The following is a 15,333-nucleotide window of genomic DNA, read 5'->3' on the forward strand; positions in this document are numbered from 1 at the left end:
TGTCAGTATCCCGGTGTATGAACGGCATTATGAAATTAATTAGCCTAAAAATGATGTCTGACCCGCCGGACAAACAATTAAGAGGTCATGATGAGTACTGAAATTAAAACTCAGGTCGTGGTACTTGGGGCAGGCCCAGCAGGGTACTCTGCTGCTTTTCGTTGCGCGGATTTAGGTTTAGAAACCATTCTGGTTGAGCGTTACGCCACTCTGGGTGGTGTTTGCCTGAATGTCGGTTGTATTCCTTCCAAGGCGTTGTTGCACGTCGCTAAAGTTATCGAAGAAGCTAAAGCATTAGCTGAACACGGTATCGTATTTGGTGAGCCTAAAACTGATATTGATAAAGTACGTGTTTGGAAAGAGAAAGTTATCAATCAGTTAACCGGTGGTTTGGCAGGTATGGCTAAAGGCCGTAAAGTCAAAGTCGTTAACGGTTTAGGTAAGTTCACTGGCGCGAACACCCTGGTTGTTGAGGGTGAAAACGGCCCGACGACCATTACTTTCGATAACGCGATTATCGCCGCCGGCTCTCGTCCAATCCAACTGCCATTCATTCCTCATGAAGACCCACGTGTTTGGGACTCCACTGATGCGCTGGCACTGAAAACCGTCCCTGAGCGTCTGCTGGTTATGGGCGGCGGGATCATCGGTCTGGAAATGGGTACGGTTTACCATGCGTTGGGCTCGAAGATTGATGTAGTCGAAATGGCTGATCAGGTTATTCCGGCTGCTGACAAAGACGTAGTGAAAGTCTTTACCAAACGTATCAGCAAGCAATTCAACCTGATGCTGGAAACCAAAGTGACTGCGGTAGAAGCCAAAGAAGACGGCATCTATGTCACGATGGAAGGCAAAAAAGCGCCAGCAGAACCACAGCGTTATGATGCAGTGCTGGTGGCTATCGGCCGTGTACCTAACGGTAAATTGCTGGATGCAGGTCAGGCTGGCGTTGAAGTTGACGAACGTGGCTTTATCCACGTTGATAAACAACTGCGTACTAACGTGCCGCACATCTTTGCTATCGGTGACATCGTGGGTCAGCCAATGCTGGCACATAAAGGTGTTCACGAAGGCCATGTTGCTGCTGAAGTTATCTCCGGCATGAAGCATTACTTCGATCCAAAAGTGATTCCATCCATTGCGTACACTGAACCAGAAGTCGCATGGGTTGGTCTGACCGAGAAAGAAGCTAAAGAAAAAGGCATCAGCTACGAAACCTCCACCTTCCCGTGGGCGGCGTCGGGCCGTGCTATCGCCTCTGATTGTGCCGACGGTATGACCAAACTGATTTTCGACAAAGAAACACACCGTATCATCGGTGGTGCAATTGTCGGGACTAACGGCGGTGAACTGTTAGGTGAAATCGGTCTGGCAATCGAGATGGGTTGTGATGCTGAAGATATCGCATTGACTATCCATGCTCACCCAACGTTGCATGAATCTGTCGGCCTGGCAGCAGAAATCTACGAAGGTAGCATTACTGACTTGCCTAACCCGAAAGCGAAAAAGAAATAGGTTTTCGCTGACGCAGTAAGTTAATGGACGGCTCCTGAAGAGGGGCCGTTTTTTTGTTTAAGGGATGGTATAAATCAGGCGCTTTTGATCGCTTAATTATTAGCGTTCAATGAATTTATTGATCAGTAACTTAATCGATCAATAAGTTTAGCGATCAAAGATAGCCCCAGCACGTAATTGGCTGGGCGAAATATCGAAAGTGCGGCGCAACGCCGTAGCAAAATTCGCCGGGCTGGTATAACCCGCAATAGTTGCCGCCTGATCGATGCTGATCCCTTCTTTCTGGATAGCCAGCATGGCGCGTTTTAAACGGCAATGGCGCAAATATTCAAATACCGTGGTGTGGTAACTTTCACGGAAACGTCGCTGCAAAGTGCTTTGGCTCATATTGACCAAACGCGCCAATTCACTCATCGATAGATGGTCTGCCTCGCCACTTTCCAGCCAATCACGTACCTGCTGGATTCGATTCATGCCGCGTAACGAGACTTTATTTTGCTGTAACGCCTGCTGTTCCAGCGAACTGAATGCTTCGATAATTAAGCCAATACATTGTGTTTCACAATGCAAACGTTCCAGTGGAGTTGAAAAGGGCGGAGCACTCGCTATTTTCTGGGCGATGGCTTGGGCGTGAACTGATGGCCGCCATAAATGAATCGCCAGATGCTGCTGAGTAAAGTTGTACAGCGTATCCCAGGAACCGGCTTGCGGTAATAGATCGCCATACAGCCATTCACGGTCAAAGGTGAGGGTCAGAGTGCGCTCATGGCTATTGTTCTTACCGTGGCGAGTAAATAGGGTATTTTCAGTCAGGGAAACCAGTGAAGCATCGCCCTTTTCCTGCAAATGCAGCTCTTTACCGCCAAATGAGATATGTGCGCTGCCACTGACCACAATCGCTAGCTTCAGCGCCGGATTGAGCTGATTCTGCGTTTTGATATCGTAGAGGTTAGTCACATTCGCGGTATGCAGGATCAGATGCGGATTCAGACGCAATACCTGAAAATCGCCATACAAAACCGGATCAGTGGACAATGACTTCGCGCCACTCAGTTGATAGTCACTGGCCACCAGATTTGACTGTTGCACAATTTGGTCGCGATAAATCGGTTTGGATGACGGGGAAATATTGCGCAACTTATTTTTCTTCACCGCCGACATGCTGGCCTCTCTAAAGATATTCATGTTTTGACAACATTGACTTTATAACAAAGGGTTTTGCTGTTTGCACAAACCATTTTTCTGATTGCAAATGTAACAATTAGCCAGATGAATTGATAATGAAAATAATTATCAATCTTGTTCGTTTTTGTTGCCCTATGAATAGATTGGCAGAGACTTTCCTCTGCTGACATTTGCTGTGGGCGTTTGCATCGGGGAAAGTGTAATGAAAGTAAAATGGCAGCGGCGCTCTCTGACGACCTTAGCGAGCTTGATTGGTATCTGTATTTCGACCCCGCTTTGGGCGCAGACACAAGATACCACTCAGGCAGGGTCTGATACAGCCGCAACACAACAAAAAGAAACAACGGCAACCGACAACAAAGCAACTACCGGCGATACCTTGGTGGTCACGGCCCAGCAGCAAGTTCGTCAAGCACTTGGCGCATCGACTATCACGGCGGAAGATATCCGCAAACGTCCTCCAGCTAATGATTTGTCTGAAATTATTCGTACCATGCCAGGTGTTAACTTGTCCGGTAACTCAGCTAGCGGTCAGCGCGGGAATAATCGTCAGATTGATATTCGCGGCATGGGGCCTGAAAACACGTTGATTATGATTGATGGTATTCCGGTGTCGAGCCGTAATGCCGTGCGTTATGGCTGGCGTGGTGAGCGCGATACCCGTGGTGATACCAACTGGGTACCGGCGAATATGGTTGAGAAAATCGAAGTATTACGCGGGCCAGCCGCCGCGCGCTACGGTAATGGTGCCGCCGGTGGCGTGGTGAATATCATCACCAAACAGCCGGACAAAGAGCTGCATGGTAGCTGGAATGCTTACATGAATCTGCCGCAGCACAGCGAAGAAGGCGCGACTCGTCGTACCGACTTTAGCCTGTTGGGGCCGCTCAGTGATACCGTCAGTTTCCGCTTATACGGTGGATACAATAAAACTGATGCTGATGATTGGGATATTAACCAAGGCCATGAATCGGCCCGAACCGGTAATCAGGCTGGCACATTGCCTGCCGGTCGTGAAGGGGTTCGTAATAAAGATATCAACGGGTTACTGCGTTGGGAGTTTGCGCAGGGCCAATCCCTGGAGTTCGAGGCGGGCTATAGCCGTCAGGGAAATATTTATGCTGGTGATACACAAAACACCAACAGCAATGCCATTGTGCGCAGCCTGTATGGCGCGGAAACCAACGTAATGTATCGCGATAATTTCTCGTTAACGCATCGTGGTTTTTGGGATAACGGCGTCAGTACCACCTCCTATGTGCAGTATGAAAATACTCGCAACTCCCGTATTAATGAGGGGCTGGCAGGGGGTACCGAGGGTATCTTCTCAAATAATTATTTCAGTACCATCAAGCTGGACAACTATCTGGCCCATTCCGAGGTTAACCTGCCGTTTGAGTTAGGGGTTAATCAAGTGCTGACTGTCGGTGCGGAATGGAATGACCAGAAAATGAATGACCCGACTTCCAACACCCAGACGACGACTGAGGGCGGTAGTGTTAGTGGTTTGACGGGAACAGGGCGAGATACGCGCACCTCAGCACAGATAGCCTCAGTGTTTGTTGAAGATAATATCGAGCTGACAGACACCACAATGCTGACCCCAGCGCTGCGTTTTGACCACCACAGCACCGCAGGCAGCAACTGGAGTCCGGGGTTAAACCTGTCACAGGAACTGGGCGATTACTTCACCATGAAAATGGGGATTGCCCGCGCCTACAAAGCGCCAAACCTCTATCAAACCAACCCCAATTACCTGCTGTATAGCCGTGGTCAGGGTTGCTATGGCGGTGGCGGTAGCTGTTACTTGATGGGCAATGACGATTTATCAGCAGAAACCAGCGTCAACAAAGAGATCGGTTTCGAATTCCATGATGATGGCATTATTGCGGGTATCACTTATTTCCGTAACGATTACCGCAATAAGATTGAGCCAGGTTTAGTCTCCCTGGGGACGGCCAATGGCGGCACCGGAACTTATGCTAATTCCGATATTTTCAAATGGGAAAATGTGCCAAAAGCGCTGGTTGAAGGGCTGGAAGGTAACCTGACGGTGCCATTCACTGACACAGTGCAATGGAGCAGCAACCTGACCTACATGCTGGAGTCGAAGAACAAATCTACCGGCGATTACTTATCTATCACACCGGAGTTTACCCTGAACAGCTCAGTAAGCTGGCAGGCTACAGATGATTTGTCCTTACTGTCTACCGTGACATGGTATGGGCGTCAGAAACCGAAGAAATATGACTATCAGGGCCTGCCAGTCACCGGTACAGCGCGCAATGAAGTTAGCCCATATGCCATCTTTGGCCTGAGCGCGAGCTACACAGTGACCAAAAATGTCAGTGTGACCACCGGTATTGAAAACCTGTTCGATAAACGCCAGTTCCGTGAGGGGAATGCCCAGAACGTCGCCAATATCGCCGGTGCCGGTGCAGCAACCTACAATGAACCGGGGCGGACATATTTTGTTAGCTTGAATACCCAATTCTAAATATTAGAAGAGTCACTTGAAAAATAGTGTTTTTTCATAGTAATAACGGAGTTGATAAGCGGGGAAATGTACCGAATGGGTCGTAGCGGCTTAGGCCGCCGAAGCGCCCATCGATGCAGTCGCCCCACCAGTCTACGGGCTATTATTCGCTTTGCCAGAAAATGCAGAAACAGCCATTATCGGCTGTTTCTGCTGCATTTATCGCCACAATATTTTCCCCTCCTCATTCCGCGCTCTAAAAGCCCCATCAACAGCACGAGATTTTCACCGAGAGATGGTATCCATTCCTAATGTATGGTTATTATGCGGGGAGGTTTTGCGGATATTTGCCCGCTTGCAAGGGGCTAACTGAGAGCGGTTATCAATAGTTCAGGTGATTACACTGCGCTCAACGATTCAGCAAAAATTTAATGTTGCTTTTATGTGAACGAATTAACACTGAGTTCAAATACTGGTATGCTGGCTGAGCGAAACTGGGCATCTTACCTTACACCTGGTGCATCATTGATGATGGCTGGTGACTACAGATAAGCCAAGAAAATATATGATAATTAAAGCGAGGAGAGAGTCGTGCTAGAAGAATACCGTAAGCACGTAGCCGAGCGTGCTGCTGAGGGTATCGTCCCCAAGCCATTAGATGCATCACAAATGGCAGCGCTGGTTGAATTATTAAAAAATCCGCCTGCTGGCGAAGAAGAATTCCTGTTAGATCTGCTGATTAACCGTGTTCCCCCCGGTGTTGATGAAGCCGCCTACGTTAAAGCCGGTTTTCTGGCGGCTGTCGCCAAAGGTGAAGCCCACTCCCCACTGATTTCCCCTGAGAAAGCAATTGAACTGCTTGGTACCATGCAGGGCGGTTATAATATTCATCCGTTGATTGATGCGTTAGATAATGAAAAGCTGGCTCCGATTGCGGGCAAAGCTTTATCTCACACCCTGCTGATGTTTGATAACTTCTACGATGTGGAAGAAAAAGCCAAAGCAGGTAATCCTCACGCCAAGAAAATTATGCAATCCTGGGCGGATGCCGAATGGTATCTCTCCCGCCCACCTTTGGCTGAGAAAATCACGGTAACCGTATTCAAAGTTACCGGTGAAACCAATACCGATGACTTGTCTCCGGCTCAAGATGCCTGGTCGCGCCCTGATATCCCACTGCACGCACTGGCGATGCTGAAAAATGCCCGCGAAGGCATTCATCCGGATCAACCGGGCAGTGTTGGCCCCATCAAACAGATTGAAGAGCTGAATAAAAAAGGTTTCCCACTGGCCTACGTTGGCGATGTTGTCGGAACCGGTTCTTCCCGTAAATCCGCTACCAACTCGGTACTGTGGTTTATGGGCGACGACATCCCTTACGTGCCGAATAAGCGCGGCGGCGGTGTGGTGCTGGGCAGCAAAATTGCGCCAATCTTCTTTAACACCATGGAAGATGCCGGCGCATTGCCAATCGAGGTGGATGTCAGCAACCTGAATATGGGCGATGTGATTGATATCTTCCCGTATCTGGGCGAAGTGCGTCACCATGATACTGGCGCGATTTTAGCTACTTTCGAACTGAAAACTGACGTGTTGCTGGATGAAGTACGCGCCGGAGGCCGTATCCCATTGATCGTCGGCCGCGGTTTGACTACCAAAGCGCGCGAATCCCTGGGCCTGCCAGTCAGCGAAGTCTTCCGTGTGGCGAAGCCGGTTGCCAAGAGTAACAAAGGTTTCTCGCTGGCGCAGAAAATGGTGGGTCGTGCCTGTGGCGTTGCAGGTGTGCGTCCGGGTGAATATTGCGAACCTAAAATGACCTCGGTCGGTTCACAAGATACCACCGGCCCGATGACCCGTGATGAGCTGAAAGATTTGGCGTGTCTGGGCTTCTCCGCTGATCTGGTGATGCAGTCATTCTGTCATACTGCGGCCTATCCGAAGCCAGTAGACGTGACCACTCATCACACATTACCTGACTTTATTATGAACCGTGGCGGCGTGTCACTGCGTCCGGGTGATGGCATCATCCACTCATGGCTCAACCGCATGCTGCTGCCAGATACTGTCGGTACTGGTGGTGACTCCCACACCCGTTTCCCTATCGGGATCTCCTTCCCTGCGGGTTCTGGTCTGGTGGCCTTTGCGGCAGCAACAGGTGTCATGCCTCTGGACATGCCTGAATCAGTGTTGGTGCGCTTTAAAGGTAAAATGCAGCCGGGTATCACCCTACGTGATCTGGTGCATGCAATCCCTTACTACGCAATTCAGGAAGGCCTGCTGACGGTTGAGAAACAAGGCAAGAAGAACATCTTCTCTGGCCGAATTCTGGAAATTGAAGGCTTGCCAGAGCTGAAAGTTGAACAGGCATTCGAGTTAGCTGATGCTTCCGCCGAGCGCTCTGCTGCCGGTTGTACCATCAAACTGGATAAAGCGCCGATCATTGAATATCTGCAATCCAACATTGTGTTGTTGAAGTGGATGATAGCTGAAGGTTACGGCGACCGCCGTACACTGGAGCGTCGTGTCAATGGTATGGAAAACTGGCTGGCTAATCCGAATCTGCTGGAAGGTGATGCAGATGCGGAATACGCTGCGGTGATCGAAATCGATCTGGCGGAAATAACCCAGCCGATTCTCTGTGCGCCTAACGATCCAGATGATGCGCGTTTGCTGTCTGATGTTGCTAATAGCAAAATCGATGAAGTGTTTATCGGTTCCTGCATGACCAACATTGGTCACTTCCGTGCCGCCGGTAAGCTACTGGATCAACACAAAGGCCAGTTGCCAACCCGCCTGTGGGTCGCGCCACCGACCAAAATGGATGCCGCGCAACTGACCGAGGAGGGCTACTACAGCGTCTTTGGTAAGAGTGGTGCCCGTGTTGAGATCCCAGGCTGCTCGCTGTGTATGGGTAACCAGGCACGTGTAGCAGATGGGGCGACGGTGGTTTCTACTTCGACCCGCAACTTCCCGAATCGCTTGGGGAATGGAGCAAATGTTTATCTGGCGTCGGCTGAACTGGCAGCAATTGCATCACTGCTTGGACGTTTGCCAACTCCTGATGAATATCAAACTTATATGGCTCAGGTTGATAAGACCGCAGCAGATACTTACCGCTATCTGAATTTTGATCAGTTGAGTCAATATACGGATAAAGCGGATGGTGTGATCTTCCAAACCGCCGTGTAAACCGTTATATTCCAGCACTCACGGGAGGCCTAGGGCCTCCCGTTTCTATTTTAAACATCGTATCGAAGTGAAATATTGCCGCTATTTACTGGCTTTGCGAGCTTGCGCCAAGTGAGATAACTAAATACGGTTACAATAATTAGAAGGGCATCAGGAGGACGTGCTATGGACTATGAATTCTTGCGTGATTTAACCGGGCAAGTGCTGGTCAGATTCTCCATGGGACATGAAGTGATCGGCCACTGGCTCAATGAAGAAATTAAAGGCGATTTAGCCAAACTCGATCAAATTGAAGCCGCAGCGGCTGAAGTCAAAGGCAGTGAACGTCAGTGGCAGCTGGATGGTCATGAATATACTTTGTGGCTGGATGGTGAAGAAGTGATGGTGCGCGCCAATCAATTAGATATTGAAGGCGACGAGATGGAAGAAGGTATGAATTACTATGACGAAGAAAGCCTCTGTCTGTGTGGTTTAGAGGACTTTCTGCTGGTATTGAAAGGCTACCGTAACTTCATCATGACTAAATAGTGGCGCGGCTGGCAGACCAACATAACAACGAGCCGAGCACTACCATGGCAACACCCGGCCAGAATGCGGCTGAGGGGGGTGTATTGAGCCATAAACTGGCGATCAGTATTGATAACAACGGTGTGAAGTAAGAGAGGGCAGCGACCAGTGTGGCGTTGCCTTTTTTCATGGCGATATCCCAGCACAGATAGGCCAGCGCGGTATTGGCCCCCATCAGTAACAGTTCAAAAGTGGCACGCTGGGTGAAATGCAACTTACCGGGCGTCAGCATAAAGAACATCACCCACAGGCATAGCGCGCAGGCGAGTAAAAACAGTGGTAATGCCCCAGGCCCTCGGCTGTATACTCGCACCAGATTGGAGTAACCGGCCCAGGTAAATGCTGCAATCAGCGCCAAACTGTATGCCAATGGGTTACTGCTAATATTGGTTCGTAGCACCTTGATATCCAGCCCATTCCCACCACTGACCACCCAAATCACGCCAAACAGGGCCAGAGCCGCACCCGGCCAGAGCCACCATCGTGCACGGAGTTTAAGTAATGGCACCGCCAATAGCAGCGTCAGGCTCGGCCACAGGTAATTAATCAGACCTATCTCCAGTGTCTGCTGGCGGTCATTCGCCATGCCAATAGCTAAGGCAAAAGCCACCATATACACCACAAACAGCAAACCACAACCGTAAAGATAAGCCGGATGTTGCCCGCGTACGGTCGGTTTACCCGCCACCAACCACACCAAAATACCACTGACGGTGTAAATGGCGGCACCCGCGCCAAATGGCCCTAAGGTTTCAGATAGCCCACGGGTCAAGGCGACACTCATGCTCCAGAGCAGGATCGCAATAACGCCATACAGGGTCGGGAGGCGGTTCATAACAGGGGCATCATCCTTGTGCGATATCAGATGGAGAAATAGGATCTTCTTATACATTGCCGGTCAGGGCGATGGGAATAGTGGAAGATCAATACCCAACTACCTTAATCAAAAATCCCGGCGAAAACCGGGATTTTTGACTTGTTATTACCCAAATAACATCACACTTCTGGCACATTGCGGCCATAGTAGATTTCCTGCATTTCTTTATACAGCAGGTGGGTAATACGTTCTCTCTCTTCCGCGCTTAGCTCTTCTGGCTTGGCGTTAAACAGATAATGCTTCAAATCGAAATCTTTCAGCATCATTTTGGTATGGAAGATATTTTCTTGATAAACATTCACATCCATCATGTGATACAGCGATTTCATATCGTCAGACATGAAGTTCTGAATCGAGTTGATTTTATGATCGATGAAATGTTTTATCCCGTTGATATCACGGGTAAAACCACGCACCCGATAATCCATGGTGACGATATCGGATTCCAACTGGTGAATAAGGTAATTCAGTGCTTTCAGCGGTGAAATGACGCCACAGGTCGAGACTTCGATATCTGCACGGAAAGTACATAATCCACCTTCAGGGTGGCTTTCCGGATAGGTATGGACGCAGATATGGCTCTTGTCCAGATGGGCGACAACGGCACTTGGCAGCGGGCCTGGGTGCTCCGATGTATCAACATCGCGTGGATCAACCGGCTCTTCGCTGACCAAAATCGTGACACTTGCCCCCTGAGGATCATAATCCTGGCGGGCGATATTCAAAATATTCGCGCCAATGATTGAGCAGGTTTCAGTCAAGATCTCGGTCAGGCGGTTGGCATTATACTGTTCGTCAATGTAGGCGATATAGCCATCGCGATCGTCTGCGGTCTTGGCATAACAAATATCGTAAATACAAAAACTCAGGCTTTTAGTCAGGTTGTTGAAGCCGTGCAGTTTAAGCTTGGACAATTTAGTTCACCTCCTTACGGATTATCAACGTTTGGTCGTTAAGGCATCCAGCAGATACTGCGGCAAAGCAAAGCTGCCGACATGAATGGCTGGGTTATAGTAGCGGCAGGTCAGACCCGCTGCGACAAAACGCTGTTGTAGCGTGGTGATATCCAACTGGCGCAATAGTGGGTTTTGCGTCGCCCAGGCGAAGGTCATGATACCGCCGTAATATGTCGGAATGGCTGCCTGATAAAAACTGACATCTTTAAAATAGTGGCTAAGCTTATTATGGCTATCAACCGCTTCATCTTGTTGCAGGAAGCACACGCCGTTTTGTGCAACAAAGATGCCGCCTTCATTCAAGCTACGGGCACACCCTTCATAGAAAGCCGATGTGAACAGGCTTTCTCCTGGCCCAATGGGGTCAGTGCAGTCAGAGATAATGACATCGAACTTTTCAGTCGTTTGATTAACGAAGTTGACGCCATCATCAATAACCAGCTTGAAACGGGGGTCATCATAGGCGCCCGCGCTATGATTGGGCAGATACTGGCGACAGAACTCGACGACACCGGCGTCAATTTCTACCATGGTAATCTGTTCGATATTTTTGTGACGGCTAACTTCGCGTAGCATCGCGCCATCGCCGCCACCGATGATCAGCACTTTCTTTGCCTGACCGTGGGCCAACAAAGGGACGTGCGTCATCATTTCGTGATAGATAAATTCATCGCGTTCGGTGGTCTGCACCACGCCATCCAACGCCATTACCCGACCCAGCACAGGGTTCTCAAAAATCACCAAATCCTGGTGCTCGGTTTTCTCGCGGTACAGTACATTTTCTACTGAAAAATACTGGCCGAAGTTGGCATGTAATGTTTCATACCATAGTTCTTTCTGTGACATGTTCGGGGCTTCTCCTTCGCAGTAACAGCCATGAAAAATGGGGGCAACATCATAGCCAACTCTGGCTGAGGTTGCACGGCTGAATTTTAGGCTGAAAGGGTAAATGCGGGATCGCTAGTTAGCGTAGGCCAATAAACTTAAAGAGTCACGAGCCAGAGATTTGCATTTGGTAGGTACCGGGATCGCAATGCCCCGCAGGTCGCGATAGCTCTCTTCACCCAAGGCTTTCATATTAAAGCTATTGTAGTTACGCAGATCCCAGCGATTCTGTTGAGCAAAATAGACAATTGCCCGTTTGATTTCATTATTGGGTAATTCGCTATAGCCACAATCATTTTTCAGATAAACGAATACCGCAGTCAGATCGGCAAGATCTTCTGCTTCAGATTCACTTAATGCAGAACTGGCAGATGAGAATCCGCACAGAGTGAGCAGCAGCATAACTAATGTTGTTCTTTTCATAGCGGAGACTGGCTTATTCATTGTTAGCAGACGTTATCACACTGTGATGGTTCAGAGTAAATTTTATTATGCTCTCCGTGTGGGGATATACGGGGATTGATTCACAAAGTGATTGATTACTCCTTGACCTTCCCTCAAGGGGAAGGTTTATGCTGGCCAACAATGCTGTTTTTGTGCCTTGTAAGCACTTACTCATCATCATTTACTCACAGCCCAGAATGGAGACGACCATGCATCGCCGTGATTTTATCAAGTTAACGGCAGCTCTTGGAGCCGCCACTTCACTGCCTTTATGGAGCCGCGCGGCTTTGGCCGCAGATTTTTCACCTTTACCCATCCCGCCATTACTTCAACCAGATGCCAGCGGTAACATTGATCTGAATATCCAAACGGGTTCTATGGCCTGGTTGCCCTCCGCCGCCACTCAAACCTGGGGCTATAACGGCAACTTATTAGGGCCAGCAATTCGTTTGCAGCGCGGCAAGCCGGTCACGATTAATGTCACAAACTCCTTACCGGAAGCCACAACTGTGCACTGGCACGGACTGGAAATTCCCGGCGACGTAGATGGTGGGCCACAGGCGCTGATTCCGCCGGGAGCCAAACGCCAGGTGGCATTTACAATAGAACAACCCGCCGCCACCTGCTGGTTCCATCCCCATACCCACGGTATCACCGGCCGTCAGGTCGCGATGGGGCTAGGGGGATTAGTGCTGATAGATGATAGTGACAGCGAAAAACTGCCGCTCCCGAAACAGTGGGGCGTGGATGATATTCCGGTTATTTTGCAGGATAAATTACTCGGAAAAGATGGTCAAATTGACTATCAATTGGATGTGATGACGGCTGCGGTGGGGTGGTTTGGTGATCGAATGTTCACTAATGGTGCCCAGTATCCGCAGCAAATAACTCCGCGCGGCTGGGTGCGTTTACGGCTGCTGAATGGGTGTAATGCGCGATCTCTGAATCTGGCCCTTAGCGATGGCCGCCCAATGTATGTGATTGGCAGTGACGGTGGTCTATTGGCCGAACCCGTTGCGGTGCGCGAATTGCCGATACTGATGGGCGAACGTTTCGAGGTGCTGGTGGATACTTCAGACGGCAAGGCACTTGATTTGGTCACTTTGCCGGTAAAACAGATGGGTATGACATTAGCGCCATTTGATAAGCCGCTACCGGTATTACGGCTTCAACCTTCATTAGCTGCAGGCAGTAAAGTGCTGCCAGATTCATTGGTCGTGGTGCCGTCACTTGCTGATGCCACGGGGCTGCAAGAGCGTTGGTTCCAACTGATGATGGATCCTAAATTGGATATGCTGGGCATGCAGGCGTTGATGAGCCGTTATGGTATGCAAGCTATGGCGGGGATGAGCATGGATCACGGCAATATGGGCGGGATGGATAATGGTGCGATGGGCGGCATGGACCACGGCAATATGAAAGGTATGAATCATGGAGCGATGACCGCGGCTCCTGCTTTTGATTTCAGCCATGCCAATATGATCAATGGCAAAGCCTTTTCCATGACCGAAGCGGCATTTGACGCCAAACAGGGCAAATATGAGAAATGGACGGTTTCCGGTGAAGGCGACATGATGCTGCATCCATTCCATGTCCACGGTACGCAGTTCCGTATTCTGAGCGAAAACGGCAACCCGCCTGCGGAGCATCGCCGTGGTTGGAAAGACACCGTGCGCGTGGAAGGCGCTCGCAGTGAAATATTGGTGCGTTTTAATCATCTGGCCCCAACCAGCAACCCTTATATGGCTCACTGTCACCTGCTGGAACATGAAGATACCGGTATGATGCTAGGCTTTACGGTTAGTGCTTAAGGGCTGGCAACAGGTTATGTCGGCGGCGGGTGAGTCCGTCGCAACCTGACTCAGGCTATGGTAAACTCAGCGGCTTTCTTCCGGCAAGCAACGTAAAAAGCGACGTTAATACCTATGAAACACACTGTAGAAGTCATGATTTCCGAGCAGGAAGTCAAAACCCGAATTGCCGAATTAGGCCGCCAAATCTCCGAACATTACCGCGACAGCGGCAGTGAAATGGTGCTGGTCGGGTTGCTCCGTGGCTCATTTATGTTTATGGCTGATTTGTGCCGCGCCATTGATGTTTCCCATGAAGTCGATTTTATGACCGCCTCCAGCTACGGCAATGGCATGAGCACCACCCGCGATGTAAAAATCCTCAAAGACTTGGATGAAGATATCCGTGGCAAAGATGTGCTGATTGTCGAAGATATCATCGACTCAGGTAATACCTTAAGTAAAGTGCGTGAAATTCTGCAACTGCGTGGCCCGAAATCATTAGCTATCTGTACGTTGCTGGATAAACCCGAGCGCCGCGAAGTACAGGTGCCTGTCGAGTGGGTCGGCTTCACTATTCCGGATGAATTCGTGGTGGGCTACGGTATTGATTATGCTCAGCGTTATCGGCATTTACCCTATGTCGGTAAAGTTGTCATGTTTGACGAGTGATCGGCGACTGCGTGTGGGCATTTTAGGTTGATTGAGTCGCGTGGTTGATGGGAGAGGGCGCGTTTGAACGTACCCTCCCATAACCGCTAACTTAGTCTTCTTTAGGGTCTTTAGGCAATAACTCAGCCATAGCTTTTCGGTACACTTGTTCAAGTGCTTCCATGCTGGTAGCGGATACTTCTAAATCCGTCAGCAGGCCGTCTTCAATACCATAGACCCAGCCGTGAATCATCGCTTTCTGTCCGCGTTTCCAGGCGGAGCGCACAATAGTCGAATGGCCTAAGTTATACACTTGTTCCACTACGTTGAGTTTGCATAACATATTGCTACGTTCTTCCGCGGGCAACCGGCCCAGCAGTGAACTGTGTTTAAACCAAAGATCGCGGATATGCAGTAGCCAGTTATCAATCAGCCCTAATTCGAGGTCTTTCTTGGTTGCAGCTTCAACACCGCCACAGCCCAGGTGACCACAGATAATGATATGCTCGACCTGTAAAACGTCGATGGCGTATTGCACTACTGACAGGCAGTTTAGATCGGTATGGATAACCAGGTTAGCAACATTACGGTGAACAAATAATTCACCTGCTTTCAGACCAGTCAATTCTTCTGCCGGGACGCGGCTATCTGAACAGCCAATCCACAGGAAGCGTGGTTTCTGGGCTAGCGCCAGGTGCTCAAAAAAACCGGGGTCATCTTTACTGATAGCATTTGACCAAGTCCGGTTGTTCGCGATGAGCTTTTCTATTTCTTTCATAAATGTAAATAGCCTGTAAT

The 15,333-nt window shown here is 49.6% G+C and carries 12 protein-coding genes; 6 read left to right on the forward strand and 6 right to left on the reverse strand.

Annotation, left to right across the window (positions count from 1 at the left end; genetic code table 11):
• Window positions 1-90: 90 nt before the first annotated feature.
• A complete protein-coding gene (gene lpdA, locus HU019_RS10090) occupies window positions 91-1,515 on the forward strand; it encodes a dihydrolipoyl dehydrogenase (RefSeq protein ID WP_005156808.1) in 1,425 nt (474 codons plus the stop codon).
• 147 nt (window positions 1,516-1,662) lie between these two features.
• Here lpdA and HU019_RS10095 read toward each other — a convergent pair whose 3' ends face one another.
• Window positions 1,663-2,676 (reverse strand): helix-turn-helix transcriptional regulator, encoded by a 1,014-nt coding sequence (locus HU019_RS10095; RefSeq protein WP_174848763.1) that lies wholly within the window; start codon window positions 2,674-2,676, stop codon window positions 1,663-1,665.
• A 226-nt stretch (window positions 2,677-2,902) separates the two neighbouring features.
• Between HU019_RS10095 and HU019_RS10100 the strand changes: the two genes are divergently transcribed.
• The 3 genes from HU019_RS10100 to yacL all read left to right on the forward strand — a co-directional run bounded on the left by HU019_RS10100 (window position 2,903) and on the right by yacL (window position 8,893).
• Window positions 2,903-5,197, forward strand: a complete 2,295-nt coding sequence (locus HU019_RS10100; protein WP_174848711.1) for a TonB-dependent siderophore receptor — start codon at window positions 2,903-2,905, stop codon at window positions 5,195-5,197.
• A 570-nt stretch (window positions 5,198-5,767) separates the two neighbouring features.
• Complete coding sequence (gene acnB / locus HU019_RS10105; protein WP_174848709.1) at window positions 5,768-8,365, forward strand: bifunctional aconitate hydratase 2/2-methylisocitrate dehydratase; 2,598 nt, start codon at window positions 5,768-5,770, stop codon at window positions 8,363-8,365.
• A gap of 165 nt (window positions 8,366-8,530) precedes the next feature.
• Window positions 8,531-8,893, forward strand: a complete 363-nt coding sequence (gene yacL, locus HU019_RS10110; protein ID WP_174848707.1) for a protein YacL — start codon at window positions 8,531-8,533, stop codon at window positions 8,891-8,893.
• Here yacL and yddG read toward each other — a convergent pair.
• The 4 genes from yddG to HU019_RS10130 form a co-directional block, all read right to left on the reverse strand.
• Entirely contained in the window at window positions 8,886-9,767 is an 882-nt protein-coding gene (gene yddG, locus HU019_RS10115; protein ID WP_174848705.1) for an aromatic amino acid DMT transporter YddG, read from the reverse strand. The genes yacL and yddG overlap by 8 nt on opposite strands.
• 161 nt (window positions 9,768-9,928) lie before the next feature.
• On the reverse strand, window positions 9,929-10,723 hold the full coding sequence (gene speD, locus HU019_RS10120; RefSeq protein ID WP_050165462.1) for an adenosylmethionine decarboxylase: 795 nt from the start codon (window positions 10,721-10,723) through the stop codon (window positions 9,929-9,931).
• A 24-nt stretch (window positions 10,724-10,747) separates the two neighbouring features.
• Window positions 10,748-11,611, reverse strand: coding sequence for a polyamine aminopropyltransferase (gene speE, locus HU019_RS10125; RefSeq protein WP_174848703.1), 864 nt, complete (start codon window positions 11,609-11,611; stop codon window positions 10,748-10,750).
• Between the two features lie 114 nt (window positions 11,612-11,725).
• Window positions 11,726-12,073 (reverse strand): YacC family pilotin-like protein, encoded by a 348-nt coding sequence (locus HU019_RS10130; RefSeq protein ID WP_050100428.1) that lies wholly within the window; start codon window positions 12,071-12,073, stop codon window positions 11,726-11,728.
• A 230-nt stretch (window positions 12,074-12,303) separates the two neighbouring features.
• Between HU019_RS10130 and cueO the strand changes: the two genes are divergently transcribed.
• Both cueO and hpt read left to right on the forward strand, forming a co-directional pair.
• Entirely contained in the window at window positions 12,304-13,905 is a 1,602-nt protein-coding gene (gene cueO, locus HU019_RS10135) for a multicopper oxidase CueO (protein WP_174848701.1), read from the forward strand.
• A gap of 114 nt (window positions 13,906-14,019) precedes the next feature.
• Complete coding sequence (gene hpt, locus HU019_RS10140) at window positions 14,020-14,556, forward strand: hypoxanthine phosphoribosyltransferase (protein ID WP_005167149.1); 537 nt, start codon at window positions 14,020-14,022, stop codon at window positions 14,554-14,556.
• 91 nt (window positions 14,557-14,647) lie between these two features.
• Here hpt and can read toward each other — a convergent pair whose 3' ends face one another.
• Window positions 14,648-15,313, reverse strand: a complete 666-nt coding sequence (gene can, locus HU019_RS10145; protein ID WP_004706235.1) for a carbonate dehydratase — start codon at window positions 15,311-15,313, stop codon at window positions 14,648-14,650.
• Window positions 15,314-15,333 lie beyond the last annotated feature (20 nt).

Origin of the sequence: Yersinia artesiana (assembly GCF_902726545.1) — a bacterium.
GTDB classification, from domain to species: Bacteria; Pseudomonadota; Gammaproteobacteria; order Enterobacterales; family Enterobacteriaceae; genus Yersinia; species Yersinia artesiana.

Coding starts and splice junctions, on each gene's coding strand:
- lpdA (WP_005156808.1), top strand. CDS start 91: ATGAGTACTGAAATTAAAACTCAGGTCGTGGTACTTGGGGCAGGCCCA.
- HU019_RS10095 (WP_174848763.1), bottom strand. CDS start 2,676: ATGTCGGCGGTGAAGAAAAATAAGTTGCGCAATATTTCCCCGTCATCC.
- HU019_RS10100 (WP_174848711.1), top strand. CDS start 2,903: ATGAAAGTAAAATGGCAGCGGCGCTCTCTGACGACCTTAGCGAGCTTG.
- yacL (WP_174848707.1), top strand. CDS start 8,531: ATGGACTATGAATTCTTGCGTGATTTAACCGGGCAAGTGCTGGTCAGA.
- yddG (WP_174848705.1), bottom strand. CDS start 9,767: ATGAACCGCCTCCCGACCCTGTATGGCGTTATTGCGATCCTGCTCTGG.
- speE (WP_174848703.1), bottom strand. CDS start 11,611: ATGTCACAGAAAGAACTATGGTATGAAACATTACATGCCAACTTCGGC.
- HU019_RS10130 (WP_050100428.1), bottom strand. CDS start 12,073: ATGAAAAGAACAACATTAGTTATGCTGCTGCTCACTCTGTGCGGATTC.
- cueO (WP_174848701.1), top strand. CDS start 12,304: ATGCATCGCCGTGATTTTATCAAGTTAACGGCAGCTCTTGGAGCCGCC.
- hpt (WP_005167149.1), top strand. CDS start 14,020: ATGAAACACACTGTAGAAGTCATGATTTCCGAGCAGGAAGTCAAAACC.
- can (WP_004706235.1), bottom strand. CDS start 15,313: ATGAAAGAAATAGAAAAGCTCATCGCGAACAACCGGACTTGGTCAAAT.